This is a genomic window from Mesorhizobium sp. B263B2A, assembly GCF_020165775.1.
GTDB lineage: Bacteria > Pseudomonadota > Alphaproteobacteria > Rhizobiales > Rhizobiaceae > Mesorhizobium > Mesorhizobium opportunistum.
In genome coordinates, this window is the sequence record NZ_JAIUIU010000014.1 from 1 (window position 1) to 23,185 (window position 23,185).

Here is a 23,185-nt window from a genome sequence, read left to right on the forward strand (position 1 = left end):
CGGACCGCCCGAGCAACCCTCGGACGCGCAGTGTAGGGTGAGCCACCTCACCGGCAGAAGCGGACATACGGTCTTACACTTGACCGCAACCTTCGTGAGCAGATGCTGATCGAGAGTAAGACCGTATGTCCGCTTCTGCCGGTGAGGTGGCTCGCCCTACACTGCGCGTCCGAGGGTTACTCGGGCGGGCCGAGCCGATCCTCATCACAGTAGGACGAGCCGTGGCAGATTATAGGGGAGCAAGATTATAGGGAAGCATTTGTCGGACTCGATGTCAGGTGGACCTTCGCCGACTTCCACTCGGGTATTAGAACGGCCGCCGGCAGCGGCTTCAAGGCGGCCCGCTCGATCTCCTCGAACAGTTCGCGGCGGCTTTGGCCGACATGGCGCATCGGCCGATTGTTCAGATTCTCTAGCAGTTAGGCGATCGCCGCGTTGAGCTCGGCGTTCGAGAAGAAGGATCAACGACGCCGCGACCGCGGGCGGACACCAGAACTCTCCGGGCCTGACAAAATGCGCCACAGCTGCTTCGCCGGAACGTCGGCACGCAGCTTTGTCAGAGCGCGCCGCGCTGCAACGGCTGCAGCGTTAATCGTTGAATCTTAAACTAAAGCTTAGCGAATCTTTGCAACCGCAGGCCGCCGACAGTGATAACTTCACCGCCAAATCTGAGGTCCGGGAGCGATAAGGAGCTGATGCTTTTTACGCTCGGACCACCGCATAGCATGCAATAAAGGTCAGGGCCAATGACAAGAAGAGCGCTCATCATGGTTGAAGGCCATAGGAGTATGGGTCTGCTATTCGTCCAAGCGGCCCAGCGTCTTGGTCTTCATCCAATTACCCTGTCGGCTGATCCAGCTCCGTACGGCTACCTTGCAGCAGAAAGCGTTGATACAATCCCTGTCGATACAGCCAATCTCGATGCGCTGATCCACGTATGTTCCCGGCTGCGTGCGACCTATAAGATTGCAGGCATTACGGGCGCCGAGGAAGAGATTTATGCGATGGTTGGCAAGCTCTGCCGGCACTTCGACCTACCGGGCCCGGACCCCGAATCGGTTGAACGATGCTGTGATAAATTCCTTCAACGTCAGCTCCTCGCTGAGGCTGGCGTGGCAATGCCTGCTTATCGCTTGGCAATGAACACCGCGGATGCAGAAATCGCTGCCGCCGAAATTGGCCTCCCAGTGATTCTCAAACCGGCCGTAGGCACCGGCAGCAGCGGTGTCCGATTGTGCCGCAATGTGGACGAAGTAGCCGAACATACCACCTATCTGTTGGGCGGTAAGTACACATGGCGGTCTTCCCCGAGAATACTCGTGGAAGAATTCGCACAAGGACCTTATTATGCCACCCATATTATGGGAAATGAGGTTATTGGGATTGAGGCTGCTGACTTCGACCGTCCACCCCATTTTGTCTTTCGTGAGGGCATCTATCCGGCACCGCTTACTGGTCACGAGCAGAAACGCATGGCCGATGTATCGCTGAGCTGTTTGCGCGCTCTCGGCCTTGGCTGGGGGCCAAGCTTCGTTGAACTCCGGTGGACGAAGGTTGGTCCAGTCGTCATTGAAGTCAATCCGCGCCTTGGTGGCGGTCCTCAACACATCCAGCTGGCTGACGGTGTCGATCTCATTACGGAGCACATCAAGCTTGTCATCGGCAATGAATGGAATTTGCGCAAAACGCACTCAAACGTTGCGGGCTGGCGGAACCTACTTCCCGACCGCGATGGCACCCTCGATTGGATCGACAACGGCAGTCAGGCCGCTGCTGTACCAGGTGTCGCTGAGGTCAAATTCTATGTTGAACCCAACAAGCCGATCGTCAGGAAAGGTGATTACCGAGACTCTCTCGGATCTGTCATGGCCGTTTCGCCCAACCTTGCTCAGACCCAGGCAATACTTCAGCGTGCCGTCGACTTAGTTAGCTGGTCGATCACACCATTTCCGAGTGTGAATGAACAGGAACAGCCTGCAGCCCCTTACTCCTAGCGCAGTTAGGTAGCGCGGAGCGGATGGAGTGTGAATCGTCCGGGCTCTTTTTTCCAGGCCTTGCAGATGATCGATATGCACCGGAACAAAGCTGTTGTCGCACTTGCCGCCAAGATGGCGCATGTCTGGGTTGTCCTGACCAAGCGCTCTTCGAACGCAGGGACCCCTGCTTTCGTCTGACGCTCCGGCTCCATTGCAATTCTCGGGAATGATGACGAAACAGTGGCGCTGACGCTATTGTGGCAGGAGTATCGCGCCGTCCATCCCGACGGCTACGGCTACACCTGGTTCTGCGAGCACTTCGCCGCTTTCGAACGCCGGACGAGCGCGACATTCAGCAATCGGCATGCGGCGGGCGCGGTGATGCAGACGGGCTATTCCGGGCACACGGTCCCGGTGATCGATCCGGCGACCGGCGTCATTTACCGGCGCAGATTTTTGTCGCGGTGCTGGGCGCATCCAATCTGACCTTCGCCTTTGGGAGCCTCATTCAAAAGCTGCCGGACGGGATCGAGGGCCAGCTACAAGCGACCCCAGCCCGCGTGTCGGACAGGCTCCTAGGCCATGCCCTGCTGTGCAGCATCACCACCGAGGAATCGACTAATTCCGTCGTGTAACAGATCTTGCATGAAAAACTCACAAGTCTTCGCGATCGCAGGTATCTGACTGTGGTAGATTAAGCCGGGGTACAGCAAAAAGCTGTGATGTTGCTTTTACGCCTCAGACGCCCAACAGCACACAACATCGGAGTTAACAGCCATGGCGAGAAGAGCGCTCATCCTGATTGAAGGCTCAAGGAGCAATGGTCCGTTATATATCCAGGCGGCCCAGCGTCTAGGTCTTCATCCAGTTACCCTTTCAGCCGATCCAGACCGGTATAACTATCTTGCGGTGGAAAACGTTGAGGCAATCCGGGTCAATACAGACGATCTCGATGCGCTGATCCGCGAATGTTCCTGGTTGCATGCAACGTACGGCATTGCTGGCATTACTGGGTTTGCGGGTGACGACGAGTCGGTCTATGCGACAGTTGGCAAGCTCTGCCGGCATTTCAATCTACCAGGACCGAACCCCGCATCGATTGAACGATGCTGCGACAAATTCACTCAACGTCAGCTCCTTGCGGAGGCTGGGGTTCCGATACCTGCATATCGCCTCGCAGCGAATGCGGCGGAGGTTGAAAGCTGCGCTGCGGAGCTCGGCCTGCCGGTAGTTCTGAAGCCTACGGTAGGCAGCGGCAGCATCGGTGTCCGATTGGGCCGTACCGTCGAAGAGGTGGCTCAATATACAGCCTTTCTGTTGGGCGGGAAGCACGTATTGCAGTCTTCGTCGAGGATACTGGTCGAAGAATTCGCACAAGGCCCCCATTATATTGTTCATATAATGGGAAATGAGGTGTTTGGGATTGAGGCCGCTGATTTCGACCGCCCACCGCATTTCGTCTTCCGTGAAGGCATCTTTCCAGCACCGCTTGCTGATGAGGAGCATGAGCGTATCGCCAACGTTTCGCTGAGTTGTTTGCCAGCTCTCGACCTTGGCTGGGGACCAACGTGCGTTGAACTCCGGTGGACCAAGCGGGGCCCGGTCGTCATTGAAGTCAATCCGCGTCTTGGTGGCGGTCCTGATGCGGTTCAGCTGGCCTACGGCGTCGATCTCATCGCCGAGCACATCAAGCTTGTCATTGGTAAGGAATGGGATTTGCGCAGAAGGCAGTCTCACATTGCTGCCTGGCGGTGCCTGCTTCCTGATCGCGATGGCATCCTCGATTGGATTGATGGCGACAGTCTGGCGGCTGCTGTACCAGGTGTCGCCGCGGTCAAATTGTATGTTGAACCCAAGACGCCGATTGTCAGGCAAGGTGATTACCGAGACTCGCTAGGATGGGTCATAGCTGTTTCCCCGCGCCTTGCTGAGACCGAGATCGCCCTTCAGCGTGCTGTCGATTTAATCAATTGGTCGATCACACCGTTTCCACCAGTTGGGGACTAGTAATAATCTTCAGTTCGTTCTTCTGGGCCGGAAGCGAAGGTGCGGCAGATAGGAGATAATGAAAGCTTTATCGCAGTAGGGGAGAAGTATTTTCTGATTTTACCAAGTCCTGACACGGAATCCAGGATCGGGGAGAGCAGCAAGGGACTTCAGCGCCTAGTTGTGCCCGCCACAAGTCTGGCCGCTAAGCAGCGACGAAGAGCTTCGCGTGAGATTTGGACCTGCAATGAGCGGTGCTTCTGAAATATGAGCCCGTACATCAAAGCCGCGGCCCGTACACTTTGGCCAGGGTTAGGAAATTCGTTGCGATTAACGGAAGGCGAAGCGCTGATGCCGCCACGCGCGCACTTTCGGTAGCTGTGAGCAAGTAGTTGTCGAGACTGGACGGCCTTGTTGGCCGGCCTTTCGGCGTTGATGTCATTGAGGAAGCGAATGAACTACTGGTGGCGGTGCCGCTGCATGTTGCGGCCGCGCCGTCGAGCAAGTTGGTCACGGCAAAGAGAGCGGTGGTGCCGTGCTACTTCTAGTCATGCGCCATGGTGCCCCCGCCTCCCAGCTTCATGGACAGGCCAGGCTGGGGCTTCGGTCCGGCGCCTGGATCTGCAAAATTTCATCAGACGGCGGACCGACGTAAAGCCCGAGACATCGCGCCGTTTGTCGACAAATGTCGGATCGTTGGAGAGCTTGAACTGCCGCGAGCGGTGTGGCTGAAGACCATACGCCTTCCCGATGCGCTGGCTGGCGCTGGCGCTGATGTCGGCTACCTTCGCCATCATGGCGGCCGTCCAGCGCGTCGTCTCGGCGGGCGGGTCTTCGAGCGTGAGCGCAACAACGCGTTCGGCGACATCCGGGCCGAGCGGGGGGTGCGCGAGGGCCGCTTCTTGTGCGCAGCAGTTTTTCAAAGCCTTCCTCTGCGAAGCGCTCGCTGTCAACCGCCAGACGTTTTGGACTTGCCGGTCCGCCGCATGATTTCGACGGTGCCAACACCATCGGCGCTCAACAGCACGGTCTCGGCACGCCAGACATTCTTCTGCGGACTGTTGCGGTCGATGACCAGGGCGGTCAGCCGCCGATGATCAGAAGGCGAGACGGCTAGAGATATTCTACCGCGCATGATGCACAGGCAGCAGGTAATTCTACCCCAGAACTCTTATGTCAGGCGGAGACCATTAGGTGCCTTCAGCAATACCAGCGTGCATTAACCGCGCCTATCAGTGAATCTTAAAAAACGACAGCATCCCGAAACAAGGGAGTTCATAGAAATCTAAACCAAGGAGCGCGCATTCAAAGGTTATGGCTCAAACTTTGTTAAGCTTCCGTAAACTATAAAGTGCCAGCCCAGAGAGGAATCTTCCGATGTACACCCTCGAAACGTCCCACCTCATCCTAAGGTGTCCGTCGCATTGCGACGAGATTCTTCTGCATGGACTGCATAGCGATCCGTTCGTGGTAAACGCCATCAGAGACGGAGTCTCTCCGACAATAGAGCAGACGAAAGCTGAGCTTCTTCAGTTCATCAATCATTGGCAGCATCATCGTTTCGGCTATTGGATAATCGATATCAAAGACGAGGGTAAGGCCAAAAAATTCGCTGGTTACTGTGGACTTGTACGGGGAGACTCCGTAGAGGAGAGCAACGTGTAAATTGTAACCCGCCTCCACCTTGCTGCCTCCGGGAAAGGCATCGCGGTCGAAGCTGGGAGAGCGGTAGTGCAATTTGCTTTCGACTATTTAGAAATTAATAAAGTGACTGCGTTCGTTCGCCCAGGTAACACTCGCTCGCTCATCAAAAATCTGAAGATTGGGTTTCACTACGTAGATGACATAGTGTTCGAGAAAGGGACTAGAAGGCGCCTAGAGGTTTCTCCTAAAACTGCTGTAAGATCCGACAGTTTACGTGTGTTTGATTGCAGAGAGACGGGAATCACTCGAAATCCGTAGCGCTACGCCCGGCCCGCATTGAACACAGTCGCACGATTGGTGGCGGCGCCTCCTTCTCGTACTCGGTCGTAGCCATTCCCCGCTGTGATTGAGGCCCGGACAACGCCAAATTAGTAGACTAGATTGTCGCCGTTCGATCTCCGTCCCGATATCATCAATTTCGCGATCCATTCGGCGTCGCTGAGTGGCCAGAAGGCGATCTGCCCCTGCTTTCGGAGCGGACCAGGAAAACTCCCTGTTCCGCAAGGTTAGCATCCAAGCGATGAAGGCCGCTGTTCTTCATCCATGATATCGGAAGATCCGCCGGAAATCGGCGCGAAGACCTAACACGCTGCGTCTTACTCTCGGTCAGGCCGAATTGTATCGCCGGCCGCGTGCCGCTTCGCAGATCGGCGCTGCGTTCGACAGCTATCCATCTCGCTTTTAGATGACGACATATACAAACTGCATTTGACGACCGCTTGCGAGTGATGCTGATTGGTAGGCGGAAAGTCGTCATAAGAGCCTGCAATTGGGAACGTCAGACTTTCCGAGATTTGCCCACAGGCGCGGATCCGCCTCGCCACTAATTTAAGGGGAACTGGAACATGACAGTCTCTCGACGCGACCTAATTAAAGTGGGCTTGGTCACCGGAACGGCTTTATCAATCCCTTCGGTCCTGCGGGCGCAGACATCGCCAGCCTCAGCGCGGACGGTGCATATGGTGAAGGGCGACCTGCGTGTGTTTGACCCGATCTGGACGGCGACGAACATCACCGCCGACCACGGGGCGGCGATTTACGACACGCTGTTCTCGCTCGACTCCAAGTTTATGCCGCGGCCGCAAATGGTAGGGAAATGGGGCGTTTCAGACGACAAGAAGACTTATACATTCGAATTGCGGGAGGGGCTCAGCTGGCACGACGGCACCCCCGTGACCGCGGCGGATTGTGTGGCCTCGATCCGTCGCTGGGGCCAGGTGCATCCCGGCGGCCAGCTGATCATGGCTCGCGCCAGCGATATCTCGACGAAGGACGGGAAGACCTTCACGATCGCGCTCAAGGAATCGCTTGGGATTTTGATCGATATCCTGGCAGACCTTACGCCGCCATGCCTTTTCATAATGCGCGAGAAGGATGCGAATCGCCCCGCGACGGAGCAGGTGACCACGAATATCGGATCGGGCCCGTTCAGGTTCAATGAAGCTCTTGCCAAGCCAGGCGCGAGCATCACCTATGATCGCAATGAAAAATACGTTCCACGCAAGGAGCCGACCGAGGGATTGGCCGGGGGGAAGGTCGTCAATGTCGATCGCGTCATCTGGGATGTTATCGCTGACCAGCAGACGGCAATGGCGGCTTTGCAAGCAGGCGAGGTCGATTACGTAGAGTCGCCACCAGCCGATCTGTTCTCGGTGATCGAGGGCGATCTCAATCTTGCACTTCAGGTTCTGGACAAGCAGGGCTGGGACGTGGTGCTTCGCATGAACTTCCTGCATCCGCCGTTCAATAACATCAAGGCGCGCCAAGGGGTGCTTCACCTCATTGATCAGGAAGCGTTCATGCGGATCATGTACCCAGACCCAAAATACGTCGACACCGTCACTTCGATATTCGGCAAGGATACGCTCGTGTCCAACGAGGAGGACACGGGATGGTACAAGAAGGGTGGTGACCCGGAAAAAGCCAAGCAGCTATTCAAGGAGGCTGGATACGCCGGCGAGAAGGTGGTCATTCTCGATCCGACCGACTGGCGCGAGTCCGACAATGCCTCGCAGTTTCTGGCAGCTGAACTGCGCAAGATCGGCATCAATGCCGAGCTTGCGCCTATGGATTGGGGCGGACTGACCGCGCGCCGAGCGAAAAAGGACCCCGTTGAGAACGGCGGCTGGAGTATGTTTATCACGGCCGAATTCGATTATTCGCTAGGTAATCCGCTCGCCAGCCCCCTTCTCCTCGCGAATGGAGACGACGCTTGGTACGGCTGGCCGAAGAACGATGAGTATGAGGCGCTGCGGGCCAAATGGGCAGATGTCGCAACGCTCGATGAGCGAAAGGCACTGGCCCGCAAGATGCAACCAATCTGGTGGGACTTTGTCGGCGACGTGAGGTTGGGAACATATGTCTCGCCGGTCGCGCACCGCAAGTCACTCACAGATCTCATCGGCATGCCGCAGATAGTCCCCATGTGGAACATGCGGAAAGCCTCCGCCTAATGGCGGCCTACATCCTGCGCAGATTGGTTTCGGCGATCGCTGTCATGGTGATGGTCGGGATCTTCGTCTTTCTGCTGCTCAGGATGGCGCCCGGCGACCCGGCAGCGATCATCGCCGGCAAGTCGGCGACGGCCGACATGATCGCCGGCATCCGCGAAAAGCTCGGCCTGAACGATCCCATGCCGGTTCAGTTCATGCATTGGGTGCGCGACATGCTGGGCGGCGATTTCGGCACCTCGATCTTTGCGGGCCGACCCGTTCTCGATCTGATGTCGCAGCGGCTTGAGCCGACCCTTTCGCTGTCGATGCTGACGATGATCCTTTCGGTGACGGTCGGAGTCTCATTCGGCATTCTTGCCGCGTGGCGAACCGGCGGGCTCATCGACCGCCTGCTCGCGGTCTTCTCGGCATTTGGCTATTCGGTCCCGGTCTTTGTCATCGGCTATTTTCTGATATATTTCTTCGCCATCAGAACACATTGGCTGCCGGTTCAGGGCTACCTGCCGATCGAGAGTGGCCTCGGGCCGTGGTTCGTGCATCTGGTGCTGCCCACCGTGGCGTTAAGTCTTGGCTTCATTGCGTTCATCGCCCGGGTGACGCGGGCGAGCATGCTTGAGGTGCTGTCGGAAGACTACATACGAACGGCGGCCGCCAAGGGCGCTTCGTCCTATGCCATGCTTATCCACCACGCCCTCAAGAATGCCGGCGTCCCGATCCTGACGGTGATCGGCATCAGCTTCGCCTATCTGATCGGCGGCGTGGTCCTCACCGAAACGGTGTTCAACATACCCGGCATCGGCCGGCTGGTCGTCGATGCTATCAGCAACCGCGACTATCCGATCATCCAGAGCGTGCTGATCGTGACCTCGGGTCTATACGTGCTCATCAACCTCACGGTCGATCTGGCCTACACCCTGATCGATCCTCGTATACGGTACTGATATGACGATTTTGTCGGCACCAGTTGAAGATGTCCCGGCGAGGCGACTGCGCCTGTCTGATCTTCCGCGTCTAGCAAGGCGTCATCCGCTCGTCCTGACAGGCGGCGGCCTACTGGGGCTTCTGATCATCCTGACGCTGGCGGCGCGGGTTTACGCCGGCGATCCGGGGAACATGGATCCGTTCAAGCGGCTGCAGCCGGCTTCCGCCGAAATGTGGTTCGGCAGCGACAATCTCGGGCGGGATGTGTTTGCGCGAACGATCTTCGGGGCCCGCATCTCGCTCCTGGTCGGGCTGCTGTCGGCGGCGAGCGCTTCCCTGATCGGGCTCCTGATCGGTGTCATCGCTGGTTACAGCCGCAGCTTCGACAATGTCGTCATGCGGATCATGGACGGGCTGATGTCGATCCCGACGATCCTGCTGGCGATTGCGCTCATTTCTCTAACAGGTCCGGGGCTCGGCATCCTGATCGTCGCGATCGCGATCCCCGAGACCCCAGCCGTCGCACGGCTGGTCCGGTCGGTGGTGCTGGGGGTTCGCGAGCGCCCCTATGTTGAGGCCGCGCTGTGCGGCGGGGCGCGCCTGACAAGGGTGCTGTGGCGTCATATCCTGCCCAGCACTATTCCGGCGCTGATGGTGCAGGGCGCTACTGTCTGCGCCAGCGCGATCCTGACGGAGGCGGGGCTCAGCTTTCTTGGCGTAGGCGTTCCGCCCGAGATTCCGAGCTGGGGCAACATGATCGCCAGCTCGCGGCTTTATCTCGCCATCGCGCCGTTGACGATCTTTGCCCCCGGTATCTGCCTGGCCGTCACCGTCCTTGCCGTCAACCTGCTCGGGGACGGCCTGCGCGACCTGTTCGATCCCCGCGCCAGGCAGAGGCGCTGACACGCAGATGCATCAAAGGCTAGGAAACGACCTGCTGCTCGAGGTGCGAGACCTCGAAACGCATTTCTTTGGCGAAGACAGCGTCACCCGTGCGCTGGGCGGCATCAGTTTCCAGGTCAAGAAAGGCGAGACGCTCGGCGTCGTCGGCGAATCCGGATGCGGGAAGAGCGTGACGGCCCTGTCGATCCTTCGCCTGTTGCCAAAGCGGGGCGCCAGGACCGTTGGCGGCGAGGTCCGCTTCCAGGGTCGCGACCTGCTTGGACTGTCCGATCGGGAGATGCGCAAGATCCGCGGCGACCGGATCGCCATGATCTTCCAGGAGCCGATGACGAGCTTAAACCCGGTCTATACGGTCGGGCACCAGATCGCCGAAGCGGTTCAGATCCACACCAAGGCTTCCCGCCCGGCGGCCATGAAGAAAGCCGAAGAGATGCTACGTCTCGTCCGCATCGCGGACCCTGAGCGTCGCGTCAACAACTACCCCCATGAAATGTCGGGCGGCATGCGCCAGCGCGCCATGATCGCCATGGCTCTGGCCTGCTCGCCGGAACTGTTGATCGCCGATGAGCCGACGACGGCGCTCGACGTCACCATCCAGGCGCAGATCCTGCGGCTGATCGTCGATCTGAAGGAGCGCACGGGAACGGCCGTGATGTTCATCACACATGACCTCGGCGTCGTCGCCGAGACCTGCCAGCGCGTGATTGTGATGTATGCCGGTCGTATCGTGGAACAGGCCAACGTCATCGACCTGTTTGCGCGACCGGCGCATCCTTACACTCAAGGGCTTATGCGATCGGTGCCCGACCGGCGGCGCGGCCGCGAGCACCGCCTGCCGGAGATACCCGGCGTGGTGCCAAACCTGCGCGAGCCCATTGTCGGCTGCAGCTTTGCACCACGCTGCCCCTTCGCGATCGATATTTGCCGCGAGAAGACACCCATCCTGCGTGATGTCGGGTCGAGCCAGGCCGCAGCTTGTTGGCGCGCCGAAGAGGTAATGGGCGCATGAACGGTCCTCTGCTGAAAGTCGAGAATCTGACCAAGCATTATCCGCTTGGCTCGGGCCTATTCAAGAAAAGCATTCCGATGATCCGGGCGGTGGAGGATGTATCCTTCAGCGTCGAGGCGGGGGAGACGCTGTGCATCGTCGGCGAATCCGGCTGCGGCAAGTCCACAGTCGCGCGACTGCTGATGCGGCTCGTCGAGCCGACCGGCGGACGCGTGCTGATCGAGGGAACCGATATTGCTGGCCTCACAAAAGGCGCGCTGCGCGCCTGGCGCCGTCGCATGCAGATGGTCTTTCAGGATCCTTACTCGTCGCTGAACCCGCGCCTTACCGCCGGACAGATCATCACGGAACCCGTCGAGAATTTCGAGCGCCTCAGCCGAAGGCAGCGCAACGCACTCGCTGCGGATCTACTCCGAAAAGTCGGAATGTCGCGCGAGATGATGCACAGGCTTCCGTCCGAATTGTCGGGCGGTCAGCGTCAGCGGCTCGGCATTGCACGCGCCCTGTCGCTCAACCCCTCTCTCATCATCGCCGACGAAGCGGTGTCTGCCCTCGACGTCTCCGTGCAGGCACAGATCCTGAACCTGCTCCTGGATCTCCAGCAGCAGATGGGCATCGCCTTTGTCTTCATCTCACATGACCTTGGCGTCGTGGAGCATATCGGCCACAGCGTCGCGGTCATGTATCTCGGGCGGCTCGTGGAGCTTGCGCCGTGCGAGGCGCTCTTTGCCAAGCCGGTCCATCCCTACACCGAGGCTCTGATCGCGGCAGCACCGGTCCCGGATCCGACACGCGTTCGGCTGGAGGCGCCCGTCGAGGGTGAGGTGCCAAGTCCCATTCATCCGCCTAGCGGGTGCGCGTTTCATCCGCGCTGCCCGCTCGCGGTCGAACGTTGCCGTGTCGAAGTCCCGGCTTTGGTGCCTATGGGAGATGGGCGGGTCGTGGCTTGTCATGTGCGCGCTCCGCTGCAAGACATCCTCCATCTAATGCCTGTGCCGGGGGATCATTCGCTCGATCCGATGGTTATGTCAGAAACTTTCGCCGCTCGAACATCTCGAGAGCGCCGCTGACATGACCACCCAATCCAATGTAGCGAAAAGAAGAGAAGAAGGACTATGGAAGAAAATTCACACGTGAGCAGTTCTCATCTGGTCCAGCAGGACGGCAACTACGATACGGTTGGTTCAATTCAAACGAACGTTGAAGATGGCTTCACGATGGTAGCAGTCGGCGACCTAATCGTGTCTCGAGCGGTGACAAAATCTCAAGATCCCGGCTTCGGCGCTATCGTCAAAATCCTTCAGGATGCTGATGTCACTTTTGGCAATCTGGAAGTCAACATCTTTGACAGCAGATCTTTCAAGGGATATCCCCAGGCTGAATACGGCGGCGCGTATCACCTCAGCTTGCCGGAGGTCGGACCCGACTTGAAGGCGATGGGGTTCGACATCGTGGGCCGCGCGAACAACCATACTCTTGACTGGGGCATTGAAGGCATGCGCGAGACGAGCCGGGTGCTCGATGAGAGCGGTGTTGTCCATGCGGGGACGGGCGAGAACCTTGCACAAGCTGGTGCTGCGCGTTTCTTCGAAACGGCACGCGGTCGCGTGGGGTTGGTGTCGTTGGCCACAACATTTGCGCCAATGTTTCGTGCGTGCGATCCCGCTGGCGAGGCCCCTGGTAGACCCGGCCTCAACCCGCTTCGCTTGGCGCAAAACATCGTGGTCCCGTCGGATATGCTGAAAAATCTAAGGCAAGTGCGCGATGGATTGCCCGTTTATTACCAATCCGAATGTGAGCCAACATGCGTCGTGATCGCTGGAGTGACCTTCAAGGCGGGCGACAAGGCGGGATACAGCTATGAACCCGACTCGCGCGATGTCGCCGACATCCTGCGGAACGTTCGCCGCGGCAAGCAGTTCTCTGACTTCTGCATTGTCACCAACCACTGCCACGAGCCTGGTAATTTGAGCCAAGAACCGCCAGATTACGAGCAATCCTTTGCGCGCAAAATGATCGACGCCGGAGCGGACGCGTACGTTGGACACGGGCCCCATCTGCTGCGAGGCATCGAAATCTATCGGGGCCGGCCGATTTTCTATAGCCTGGGTAATTTCTTCGAGGACGACCTTGGGACCCCGACCGGCGCCGACATGTTTGACGAATATGCTAAGGACCCGCGCGTCCATACTGATGCGGAGGTGAAGGTCGCCGAGATGGCAAAAGGGTTCACAGACCCGATCTTCTATGAAAGCATTGTCACGGTAAGCCGTTTCGAGCGGAACCAACTTGCCGAATTGCGGCTATATCCCATCGAACTCGGCCACTCCAAACGGTTTGCCGACCGGGGAATCCCTCAGTTCGCCTCGGCACCTCAAGCCAAGGCCATCCTAGAGCGCCTACGGATTTTATCCGAGCCGTTCGGGACCGAGATCAACATCGAAAACGATGTTGGAGTGATCAGATTGACCCCGGCGCGCTGAGGGCTCGACCAAGTTGCCGCATCTGATTGGGCATTTACATCTGCTGAAATAGAGGACGTGGCAGGCTCGGTGGTGCTTTAGAATCTGCAGAAGCCCTACAAGAACCCGCCTCGTGGCCAGACACGATGGCAGTCCTTTGTAGGCACAGGTATCAACGGTTCACCGCTCCCGTTTTCTCTTTTTTGGACATCGACTAGCCGTGGTCCCAGCTAAGCGGCCTCCATCTAAAAGCGCGATGGCACCGTGCCGGACATTATATTGGCGAATTGACGATCGTGTGGCGCATACTTCGAGCGCGGGAAAATGCAAATGCATAACGGCAACCGAACCCGGCTGCCAGATCGCCTGAATACTCGCAATAGGTTGAACAATGAGCGAAGCACCACATCTTACGTTTGATCTCGAGACGCCCGGCGTGAGCAGGGGGCATCTTGTTGTCCCGGGAGGCGCCGACTCCGGAGAGCTTTCGCTTCCGATCTTCAGTCTCAATAAAGGTGAGGGACCGCGCCTCCTTGTCACCGGCGGAAACCATGGCAATGAACTGGAGGGGCCACTTGTCGCGCGACGGCTTATTGAGTGGCTGCCAGAAGCGCAAACCTGTGGAAGGGTTATCGTCCTACCGGTGCTCAATCCATTGGCCGTGCAGGCATGGAGCCGCAATACTCCGCTCGACGGGTTGAATCTCAATCGCGTGTTTCCGGGCCGCGGCGACGGGTCAGTGACCGAACGAATCGCTGATGCGGTGTCCCGCGTATTGTTGCCAATGGCCGACACGATATTTGATCTGCACAGCTTCGGACCAGCGTGGGATTTTCCACCGGCCGCCACGACGCATCCGATTGCCGATCGCGATCTCATGGCCAGGACGGTGAGAATGGCGGAAGCGTTCAAATTGCCCGTGACTTTGGTCTGGGAATATAACGACACGGTTGGAATGTTCGATATCCTGGCCCAAAACCAGGGCAAGGTATTTGTTTGCACTGAATTTGGTGGCGGCACGGTAGGTGCGGATAATCTCGCGATCTTCGAGGCTGGAGTGCGTAACGCGCTCATCGCGCTCGGGTTGGTCGAGGGCAAAGCCGAATATCCAACATTCCTTGAAAAGAAATCCGGTCAAATACTTGAAACTCGTCCGTCCGACGAGTTGAAATCGCCTGCAACCGGTATCTTCGAACCTCGCTGCTCGGTGTTGGACGAAGTGAAGCAGGGAGCTCTCATAGGAATCCTGCATCCGATGGATTCGCTGTCCGCTAAGCCCATTGGTATCCGCGCGCCTGGAACATCCATCGTCTTAGCCATCCGATCGGGCAGGCATGTGCACGTCAACGAAGAGGTAGCAATCGTCGCGCGACCGCAGAAGATCTAAGATCAAATGCCGACCGGCCAGCGCCCCGCCGGCCAGCAGCGTAACGAATTTTATCCCCTCAGAATGAATCGGGTGACTGAATTGCAGATCAAAGACGTGGTCCTTGCGCCTGGCAACGGTGCATTCTTCTATGATGATCAAGCTGCCATCAGGTCCGGCGCCGTCCAGGATGGTTTCATCTATGTCGGCGTACCGACAACGCCTGGGTTCAAGTCGATTCGCATTCCAGCATCATCGCTCAGCGTCGGGCTTGTCCTTGCCGACGACACCGTCGTTTGGGGCGACATGATGAACGTCCAGTACTCTGGTGCCGGCGGACGCGATCCGCTCTTCGATCCGAATCAAATCTCCGATTTGTCGTGGCGGGTCGTGGTCCCGCGGCTTCTCGATGTCGATGCATCTCTTTATCTGGATGCCTGTGCGAAGGTTTTCGAACCCTACGAACATAAGCCGTTGCCACTCGCGATTCAGTATGGCGTCAGCCAAGCTCTCCTTCGCGCGGCCGCCCATCTTCATCATACGACGATGGCGGAGATCATATGCAATGAATTTGATCTGCCTCTACCGACACGTAGGGTTCCGATTTACTGCCAGAGCGGAGATGCTCGCGAAATCAATGTTGACAAGATGATTTTGAAGGGCGTGGATGTTCTTCCGCACGGATTGATCAACTCGCGCCAGAAATTCGGCGTCGACGGTCAGACCTTCATGGAATTCGTCAAATGGGTTGCAACTCGGACAGGTGAAATCGGCCACGCAGGTTATCATCCGGTCTTGCATTTCGATGTGTATGGCTGGATCGGCCAGGAAATCGGCCTGGAGCCGCGACGCGTTGCCGACTTTATCTGCAAGGTTGCAGAAACCGTTCCGGATTTCACGCTCAATATCGAGTCGCCGGCGGATTATGGTTCCACGCAAGCTCAAATTGAGAAATATGCCCGGATCGTATCGATCCTGGATGACCGGGGATCGGGCGCCCGCGTTGTCGTCGATGAGAGATGCAATACGCTTGAGGATATTCTGCTCTTTGCTGAAGCGAAGGCCGCGCACCTTGTTCAGATAAAGACGCCCGATGTCGGCTCCATGGCCGACACGGCTCGGGCCGTTCTCCTTTGCAAGGAAAATGGGGTCGGAGCGTATGTCGGCGGGAGCTGTACCGAGACAGATCTCTCCGCCCAGGGTTCGGTCCACGTATCGGTGGCAACCCAGGCCGACATGATGCTTGCAAAGCCGGGAATGGGTGTCGACGAGGCATTCTCAATTGTCGGGAATGAACAGAACCGGTTGCTGGCGGTCCTGAGGCGTCGGAATCAAAACGAAAACGTTGGATGAAAAGCACGGTGTCGCATGCAGAACTCTCTTGAGGGGATCACCGTCGTAGCGGTCGAGCAGGCCGTGGCCGCACCCTACGCATCGTCACGCCTTGCAGACGCGGGCGCCCGGGTCATCAAGATCGAGAGGCCCGAAGGTGATTTTGCCCGAAACTACGACAAGTTGGTCCAGGGACAGAGTGCTTACTTCGTCTGGCTCAATCGGGGCAAGGAGTCGGTCTGTCTGGACCTGAAGTTGGAAGCGGACCGCGCAGTCCTGGACGCGCTTATTACCGGTTCGGACGTCTTTATTCAGAATCTGAAACCGGGCAGTACCGAAAAACTCGGTTTTGGATCTGCCGATCTCCGCCGACGTTTTCCGCGGCTGATCACCTGCGATATCTCTGGTTTCGGGGACACAGGGCCATATTCCCATTTGAAGGCATATGATCTCATCGTCCAGGCTGAAACAGGTCTATGCGCGATCACGGGCAACCAGCAAGGACCAGCGCGTGTAGGGGTCTCTGTTTGCGACATCTCGGCGGGCATGACCGCGCATAGCGCCATTCTTCAGGCGCTGTATCACCGTGAGGTCACTGGCGAAGGGACAAGCATTCAGGTGTCACTGTTCGATTCCGTCGCCGATTGGATGAACGTGCCGGTTCTGCAGAACGACTACAGCGGCTATCACACAGTACGCGCCGGCGTGAAACACCCGTCGCTGGCTCCGTATGGCGCCTATCGTTGTGCCGATGACAAGGAAGTCATTTTTTCGGTTCAGAACGACCGCGAGTGGGTGAATTTCTGCGAGAAATTCCTGAAGCAGCCGTCGCTTACACGCGCACCTACTTTTGCAGACAATATGGAGCGGCTCGGACACCGTGCCCAACTTGACGAGATTATTGAAAGGCGGTTTTCCGAATTGTCCTGCCACGAAGCGATGCAGGAGCTTGAAGCGGCCGGTTTGGCATATGGGCGACTGAATGAAGTCGCGGATATTTCAAAACATCCCCATGTTCGCAGGGTTGGAATTGGCACACCTGAAGGAACTGTGGAGACGATAGCGCCGGCCGCAATCTTCAACTCTGAGCACCCGTCGCTGCGTCCAGTTCCAGCTCTTGGCGCCCACACGGAGAGCGTCCGCAAGGAGGTTTCAGCGCGTTTGCACGAAAGAGCTGTGTCAGCATGACCGCGCCGCTTGTCGGGAGCGACGCACTCGGGAGTCCGTGCTTGCTCCGGGCAAAGCACCGGCAGCCGGCCGGCAACCTCACTGGCATCGCTCTCGCTAATATCCGCGAGGCGAGTCCATGATCAAGGACAACCGTCCAGCCGCCGAAAGCTCGCTTCCCGTACCGCGCTGGAGATCCCTACTCTTTGTTCCCGCTCACGTTGCGCGTTTTGTGGCAACGGCCCATCAGCGGGGTGCTGATGGCCTCATTCTCGATCTCGAGGATTCCGTTCCGCAGGAGCAAAAAGGCGAGGCACGGCGGCAGCTTCCTGAATCTGTGGCAAAGGTGGGCAGTAAGGGCGCATCGGTTTTGGTCCGCGTGAACCGAGGTTTGCGCGTCTTGGCGGCCGATCTCGATGCAGCTGTGGTGGCCGGTGTCGATGCATTGGTTCTCCCCAAGACGGATTCGGCAGAGTGGGTTTTAGAGATCGCCAATGCGGTTTCGGAACTTGAACGGGAAAGAAATCTTCCCGTGGGACGCATACGTTTCCTCGCCCAGATCGAGACGCCTGGCGCTTTGCGAAAGCTCGCGACCATTGCGTCGGCGCATCCAAGGATGGTCGCAATGGCGCTTGGTCCTGAAGACTTCAGTGCCGCTGTTGGCGGCGTCCCGGGATTTGATCTGCTCCTGGCCCCGAGCCTTGCCGTGCTGTTCGCTGCCCGTGCGGCCGGATTGCTCCCTTTGGGCTTTATTGGAAGCATGGGCGAGTTCTCGGACACCTATAAACTTCGTGAAGCCGCGGCGCATGCGCGGCGGCTTGGCTTTGCCGGAGCTTTGGCGATCCATCCGGCACAAGTGGCCATTTTCAATGAGGCCTTTTCGCCGAGCGCACAGGAGCTCGAGTGGGCCCGTCGTGTTCTCGCGGCGCAAAAAGATGCGGCAGGGCAGGGTCGAGGCGCTTTCGCCTTCGAGGGAAAGATGGTCGATCCGCCGGTGATTCGAAGGGCCCAAGAAATTGCCGCCGCGGGTCCGGACACCGACTTGGACGTTTGAGTCTTGTGCGGCTGATTTAGAGCCGACTGGGTGCGCCGTGGCACAATTATTGCTGTCGCGCCATCGCATTTCGAGATAGATTGCCGAAATTGGAGTTCGCCCTCGGAAGAGTACCCGTGGAAATCAGACAATTAAGATACTTCGTCGGCGTGGTCGAAGCAGGCAGTTTCACGAAAGCCGCGGGCTTCCTTAATGTCGCCCAAAGCGCGCTAAGCCTGCATGTGCGTCAACTGGAGGAAGGCTTCGGGACTCAGCTGCTGATACGTGACAGGACTGGCGTGAGCGTCACAGCGTCAGGAGCCAAATTGCTCGAGCGGGCACGGGCGATCCTCAAAGAAATTCGACTTACTGAGGTGGAATTGACCAACACAGCTTCTTCCCCTGCCGGGGAGGTAACTATGGGCATTCCATCTGGAGCGGCTCGCGTTCTGAGCGGGCCGCTGCTTGAGGCAGTGAGGAACGAATTGCCCAAGGTGTCCCTCAAAATGGTGGAGGGTATGACTGGACCGCTAGAGGAGTGGATGGCTGCTGGACGCTTCAATCTGGCGGTTCTCTACCGCACCGCGGACAGTGTAGGGCGGATGACGGTGCTAGCGCGCGAAAACCTTTGTCTGGTGGTTCCGTCCGGTGAGCCACCCTTCGAAGATGCTATATCTCTTGCTGACCTGCATGCATTCCCGCTCGCGGTCCCCATGCGCAGCAATAACGTCAGACGTTCAGTCGCTGACGTCGTCGCACAACACGGTTGCGCGCTGGACGTCAAGTTTGAAGTGGACTCGCTCTCAACGATCATCAACATGGTTATAGACGGAAAGGCTTATTCTATTCTCGCTCCGTCCGCGGTTCAGAAAGAAGCCTCTCAAGGGCTGGTCCGGACCGTCAAGATCGTTGATCCGGCGATTACCCGATCCGTCGTGCTTGCTGTGAATCCGAAAGATGAGCGTTCTGCATCCGTTTGCGCGGTACGTAAGCTCATCACCAATGTGGCCAGAGAACTGATTGAGAGCCGCGGCTGGGCTGCAGTGGCTGCTGAGCCGACCTGATAACCGTTCAACTACGAAGCTGGGACATGACCGCTTCCCGCCATCAACATCAGATCGATCTGGATTCCAGATGGATTTCGGCACTAATCGATATTTGACCCTCCGCGACCATCGCGATGAAACTGGCTCAAGCGAGTTCAGTGTTTTTGACATCGAACGGCGCTTGTATGGCATGAATATTTCACTAAGTGGAGCGCGCGATGTCCGACGCTAGGAGCCACCACCTCTTTATCAACGGCAAATGGCGAGCCGGCGGTAGCAGAGCCACATTGCCGGTGGTTAATCCGGCGACGGAGAAGGTATTTGCTTCGGTGGCCTCGGCGACCGTGTCGGATTTGGATGAGGCTCTCGCTTCGACAGAACGGAGCCGCAAGGCGTGGTCCTCGCGGCCAGCCAAACATCGTGGCGAGATCCTCGTAGCAGCCGCCAGGATTCTAGCAGAGAGGGCTGGAGCCGCGGCCAGGGACCTGTCGGCCGAACAGGGAAAGACGATTGCCGAAGCGACAGGTGAGTATGTGCGCGCTGTCGAAACGCTGGAATGGAACGGCAGACATGCCGAGGAGCTGTCGACCCCGATTCCGATGGGTCCGAACCGGATGGTCGTCCCGGAGCCCCTTGGCGTCGTTGCTGCCTTTACCCCTTGGAACTATCCGGCCGTTCTCATCGCCCGCAAGCTCGCCCCTGCGCTTGCGGCAGGCTGCCCGGTGATCCTCAAAGGGGCTGAAGAGACACCGAGCGTGGCAGTCCATATTGTTGAATCGTTGCGCCAAGCAGGCGTTCCGGACGGCGTGGTCAATCTGGTCTTCGGTGTGCCGGTGCATATATCGCGGCATTTGCTCAGTTCGCCAATCGTGAAGGTTTTAACTTTCACCGGTTCAACCGCTGTTGGAAAACAGCTGGCCATGCTCGCGGCGAATAATTTGCAGCGCTGCATCCTCGAACTCGGTGGGCACTCCCCGGTTATTGTGTGCGAGGATGCCGACCTGGCAAAGGCCGTACCGGCTATTTCGGAATACAAGTTCGAGTGCGCGGGCCAGAGCTGCAATGCGCCCAGCAGGATTCTTGTCGCGCGGTCCCTCTATGAGGAATTTCTGTCCCGGATGACGGAGGCGGTCCGCAAGATCAGGATCGGCCTACCAGACGACGCTGCAACGGACATGGGTCCGATGGCGAACGCCCGGCGAATAGAAGCAATGCAGCGCCTGACCAAGGATGCGGTCGAACGAGGCGCCCGCATCCAAACCGGTGGCGCCCGCCTTGACCGACCGGGCTTTTACTGGCCGCCAACCATCCTGACGGCCGTACCGAAGGAAGCGAGAGTGCTTCATGAAGAGCCGTTCGGACCGATCCTCACTGTGGCGCCGTTCGATGCGCTCGAGGAGGCGATTGAGGAGGCCAACGCCACCGATTATGGCTTGGCCGCTTATTTCTTCACGGACGCTGCCAATACGCAGCGAAAGCTGATTAATGGCCTTTCGGCAGGCGCTGTCAGTGTGAATTACCTGAAAGGGGTCTCGGCAGACGCGCCCTATGGGGGAGTCAAGCAGAGTGGCTACGGATATGAAGGCGGCGAACAGGGGGTGCGAAGCTTCCAAATCCTCAAAATGGTCAACGGTCTCAGCTCATTTGGATGAAATCGGTGGGAAGTAGAACACGGACCATCGCCGGCAAGGATATCACAAGGAGCGTTGCCGACGCCCTTCAGTACATCTCGTATTACCATCCTCCAGATTACATCCGGTCTCTTTCGCAGGCCTACGTGAGTGAACAGAGTCGAGCGGCGAAGAATGCCATCGGACAGATCCTGGCTAATTCCCGCATGGCGGCCTTCGGACGGCGGCCGATGTGCCAGGACACCGGTCTTGTGGTGTGCTTCGCCAAGGTCGGTATGGACGTCCGCATCAACTCAGCAGCCAGTTTCGCAGACCTCGTGAATGACGGTGTCCGTCAGGCATATCTCGACCCGGACAATCCGCTTCGGGCATCAATTGTTGCCGATCCGCTTGCCCGACGGATGAACACCCGTGACAACACGCCGGCAGTCGTCCACGTTGACCTTGTGCAAGGTAACAAGATTGAGATCACCATTGCGGCAAAAGGCGGCGGTTCGGAGAACAAGGCCCGTTTCACCACTCTGAACCCAAGCGCATCCGTTGCCGATTGGGTGGTCGACACGGTGGCGACCCTCGGCAGCGGATGGTGCCCCCCCGGCCTGATCTCTGTTGGCGTCGGTGGTAGCGCTGAAAAGGCGATGCTGCTGGCCAAAGAGGCCATGAACGAGCCCATCGATATGGTGGAACTGATTGCCAGGGGAGCGTCCAGCCCAGAGGAGGGGCTGCGGATTGAGCTTTATGAGCGGATCAACGCGCTTGGTATTGGGGCCCAAGGCCTTGGTGGTCTGACGACAGTCGTTGACGTCAAGGTTGCGACCTATCCTACTCATGCGGCGTCCAAGCCCGTTGCCCTCATCCCGCAATGTGCCGCCAACCGGCACCTGAAGTTTACTTTGGACGGCTATGGACCCATCCGACTCCAGCCGCCCGATCTGAGCGAATGGCCCGAAATTGGAACGGACGAATTGAGGCCAGCCGGCGTACGCAGGATCAATCTTGATACGCTGGCGAAGGAAGAGACAGCATCGTGGCGCTGCGGGGAAACCCTCCTTTTATCCGGAACGATGCTGACGGGCCGTGACGCAGCCCACAAGCGGATCGTCGAGTTGATCGACGCCGGCAAGCCGCTTCCGTTCGATCTGCAGGGACGCGTTATCTACTACGTTGGACCCGTCCGCGCGGTGGGAGATGAAGTCGTCGGACCGGCTGGGCCAACGACCTCCAGCCGAATGGACGATTTTACGGAAAAGGTACTAGCCGAAACCGGGCTTTTCGCGATGGTGGGCAAAGCGGAGAGAGGGCGGGCGGCAATACAGTCGATTGCAAGATACAAAACGCCGTATCTCATCGCGGTGGGAGGGGCTGCCTACCTGATCTCAAAATCAATTAAGTCAGCGCGGCTTGTGGCCTTCGAAGACCTTGGCATGGAAGCTGTCTATGAATTCGAGGTGAAGGACATGCCTGTCATCGCAGCTGTCGATGTCGAGGGAAACTCCATTCATGATTCCGGACCTCTTGAGTGGCGAAAGCGCATGGCTGCGGACAGCATCGCACGCAACATCGGCGTTTGAACCCTTCGTGACCAAGAGCCGGTCGTTCCAACCCAATTCCAGTGTCGGCAACGGCATAAGAGCTGAAGTCATGAAGGCAAAACCCAATCCTCTGCGCCTGGACGCCTGGGATATCCGCATTCTTTCAGCGATTCAGTCAGACGGTAGGATTTCAAAAAGCGAGCTTGCGAAGCGCGTCCATCTTTCGGCGTCGGCTTGCTCGGAACGTCTCCGTGCACTCGAGGCCGAAGGAATTATTGAGGGATTCTACGCACGGCTCAGTCCAGCCCTCATTGGCGGCATGGTCTTTGTAATGGTGGAGGTCGTGCTGGACCGTCATCGCCTTGAGGACCAAAGACACTTCGAGGTCGCGATCCAAGATTTTCCCGAAATCTTGGATTGCTGGGCAATTGGGGGAAGGATCGATTATCTGATGCGCGTCGCAACACTTTCCATGGCTACCTATCAAGATTTTATGGAGGGGCTGCTGCAGGCAGGGCTGGGGATTGATCAATATTACAGCCTTGTGGTGACCAAACCTGTGAAATCGAATGCACCGATCCCCTTGTCCTCACTAAGACAGCGGTAGACGCCCAGGCCTGATTCCGCGGGTTTGGACCTCCATTCCGCGAATTCCGTGGCGAAA

Annotated in this window: 18 protein-coding genes and 3 pseudogenes; 18 read left to right on the forward strand and 3 right to left on the reverse strand. The window is 58.0% G+C overall.

From position 1 onward, the window contains the following. Nucleotides 1-278 precede the first annotated feature (278 nt). Nucleotides 279-461 (reverse strand): annotated as a pseudogene (locus LB568_RS20940) (IS21 family transposase); the annotation flags it as partial. A 285-nt stretch (nucleotides 462-746) separates the two neighbouring features. Here LB568_RS20940 and LB568_RS20945 point away from each other — a divergent pair. The 3 genes and pseudogenes from LB568_RS20945 to LB568_RS20955 all read left to right on the forward strand — a co-directional run bounded on the left by LB568_RS20945 (nucleotide 747) and on the right by LB568_RS20955 (nucleotide 3,983). Further along, entirely contained in the window at nucleotides 747-1,994 is a 1,248-nt protein-coding gene (locus LB568_RS20945; protein ID WP_064994224.1) for an ATP-grasp domain-containing protein, read from the forward strand. A gap of 222 nt (nucleotides 1,995-2,216) precedes the next feature. Next, nucleotides 2,217-2,524, forward strand: a pseudogene (locus LB568_RS20950) (IS21 family transposase); the annotation flags it as partial. Between the two features lie 229 nt (nucleotides 2,525-2,753). Beyond that, nucleotides 2,754-3,983, forward strand: coding sequence for an ATP-grasp domain-containing protein (locus LB568_RS20955; protein WP_084015912.1), 1,230 nt, complete (start codon nucleotides 2,754-2,756; stop codon nucleotides 3,981-3,983). Between the two features lie 315 nt (nucleotides 3,984-4,298). Here LB568_RS20955 and LB568_RS33800 read toward each other — a convergent pair. Further along, nucleotides 4,299-5,097 (reverse strand): annotated as a pseudogene (locus LB568_RS33800) (IS630 family transposase); the annotation flags it as partial. 272 nt (nucleotides 5,098-5,369) lie between these two features. Then, complete coding sequence (locus LB568_RS20970; RefSeq protein ID WP_064994219.1) at nucleotides 5,370-5,699, reverse strand: hypothetical protein; 330 nt, start codon at nucleotides 5,697-5,699, stop codon at nucleotides 5,370-5,372. Here LB568_RS20970 and LB568_RS33805 point away from each other — a divergent pair. From LB568_RS33805 to LB568_RS21045, 15 genes are all read left to right on the forward strand, one after another. Beyond that, nucleotides 5,694-5,924, forward strand: coding sequence for a hypothetical protein (locus LB568_RS33805; RefSeq protein ID WP_411908928.1), 231 nt, complete (start codon nucleotides 5,694-5,696; stop codon nucleotides 5,922-5,924). The two genes, LB568_RS20970 and LB568_RS33805, sit on opposite strands and share 6 nt — an antisense overlap. A gap of 587 nt (nucleotides 5,925-6,511) precedes the next feature. Next, nucleotides 6,512-8,119, forward strand: coding sequence for an ABC transporter substrate-binding protein (locus LB568_RS20980; protein ID WP_064994218.1), 1,608 nt, complete (start codon nucleotides 6,512-6,514; stop codon nucleotides 8,117-8,119). Then, on the forward strand, nucleotides 8,119-9,060 hold the full coding sequence (locus tag LB568_RS20985; protein ID WP_064994217.1) for an ABC transporter permease: 942 nt from the start codon (nucleotides 8,119-8,121) through the stop codon (nucleotides 9,058-9,060). Before LB568_RS20980 ends, LB568_RS20985 begins: the two co-directional genes overlap by 1 nt. A gap of 1 nt (nucleotide 9,061) precedes the next feature. Next, nucleotides 9,062-9,943: an ABC transporter permease gene (locus tag LB568_RS20990; RefSeq protein WP_064994216.1), complete on the forward strand. Its 882-nt coding sequence runs from the start codon at nucleotides 9,062-9,064 to the stop codon at nucleotides 9,941-9,943. A 7-nt stretch (nucleotides 9,944-9,950) separates the two neighbouring features. Then, nucleotides 9,951-10,952 carry an ABC transporter ATP-binding protein gene (locus LB568_RS20995; protein WP_064994215.1) on the forward strand — a complete coding sequence of 334 codons (1,002 nt, stop codon included), beginning with the start codon at nucleotides 9,951-9,953 and terminating at the stop codon, nucleotides 10,950-10,952. Beyond that, on the forward strand, nucleotides 10,949-12,022 hold the full coding sequence (locus LB568_RS21000) for an ABC transporter ATP-binding protein (RefSeq protein ID WP_064994214.1): 1,074 nt from the start codon (nucleotides 10,949-10,951) through the stop codon (nucleotides 12,020-12,022). Before LB568_RS20995 ends, LB568_RS21000 begins: the two co-directional genes overlap by 4 nt. A 45-nt stretch (nucleotides 12,023-12,067) precedes the next feature. Beyond that, complete coding sequence (locus LB568_RS21005; protein WP_064994213.1) at nucleotides 12,068-13,435, forward strand: CapA family protein; 1,368 nt, start codon at nucleotides 12,068-12,070, stop codon at nucleotides 13,433-13,435. A 370-nt stretch (nucleotides 13,436-13,805) separates the two neighbouring features. Beyond that, the gene (locus tag LB568_RS21010) at nucleotides 13,806-14,801 is read left to right on the forward strand and encodes a succinylglutamate desuccinylase/aspartoacylase family protein (RefSeq protein WP_064994212.1); all 996 of its coding nucleotides are present in this window, start codon (nucleotides 13,806-13,808) and stop codon (nucleotides 14,799-14,801) included. Between the two features lie 81 nt (nucleotides 14,802-14,882). Beyond that, entirely contained in the window at nucleotides 14,883-16,133 is a 1,251-nt protein-coding gene (locus tag LB568_RS21015; protein WP_064994231.1) for a methylaspartate ammonia-lyase, read from the forward strand. A 15-nt stretch (nucleotides 16,134-16,148) separates the two neighbouring features. Beyond that, entirely contained in the window at nucleotides 16,149-17,300 is a 1,152-nt protein-coding gene (locus LB568_RS21020; protein WP_064994211.1) for a CaiB/BaiF CoA transferase family protein, read from the forward strand. A gap of 118 nt (nucleotides 17,301-17,418) precedes the next feature. Then, nucleotides 17,419-18,333, forward strand: coding sequence for an HpcH/HpaI aldolase/citrate lyase family protein (locus LB568_RS21025; protein WP_086081362.1), 915 nt, complete (start codon nucleotides 17,419-17,421; stop codon nucleotides 18,331-18,333). Between the two features lie 116 nt (nucleotides 18,334-18,449). Then, the gene (locus LB568_RS21030; protein WP_064994229.1) at nucleotides 18,450-19,376 is read left to right on the forward strand and encodes a LysR family transcriptional regulator; all 927 of its coding nucleotides are present in this window, start codon (nucleotides 18,450-18,452) and stop codon (nucleotides 19,374-19,376) included. Nucleotides 19,377-19,576: 200 nt separating this feature from the next. Then, nucleotides 19,577-21,010: an NAD-dependent succinate-semialdehyde dehydrogenase gene (locus LB568_RS21035; RefSeq protein WP_064994228.1), complete on the forward strand. Its 1,434-nt coding sequence runs from the start codon at nucleotides 19,577-19,579 to the stop codon at nucleotides 21,008-21,010. Next, nucleotides 21,007-22,560 carry a fumarate hydratase gene (locus LB568_RS21040; RefSeq protein ID WP_064994210.1) on the forward strand — a complete coding sequence of 518 codons (1,554 nt, stop codon included), beginning with the start codon at nucleotides 21,007-21,009 and terminating at the stop codon, nucleotides 22,558-22,560. Before LB568_RS21035 ends, LB568_RS21040 begins: the two co-directional genes overlap by 4 nt. Nucleotides 22,561-22,630: 70 nt before the next feature. Continuing rightward, nucleotides 22,631-23,128: an Lrp/AsnC family transcriptional regulator gene (locus LB568_RS21045; RefSeq protein WP_064994209.1), complete on the forward strand. Its 498-nt coding sequence runs from the start codon at nucleotides 22,631-22,633 to the stop codon at nucleotides 23,126-23,128. The last annotated feature ends 57 nt before the right edge of the window (nucleotides 23,129-23,185 follow it).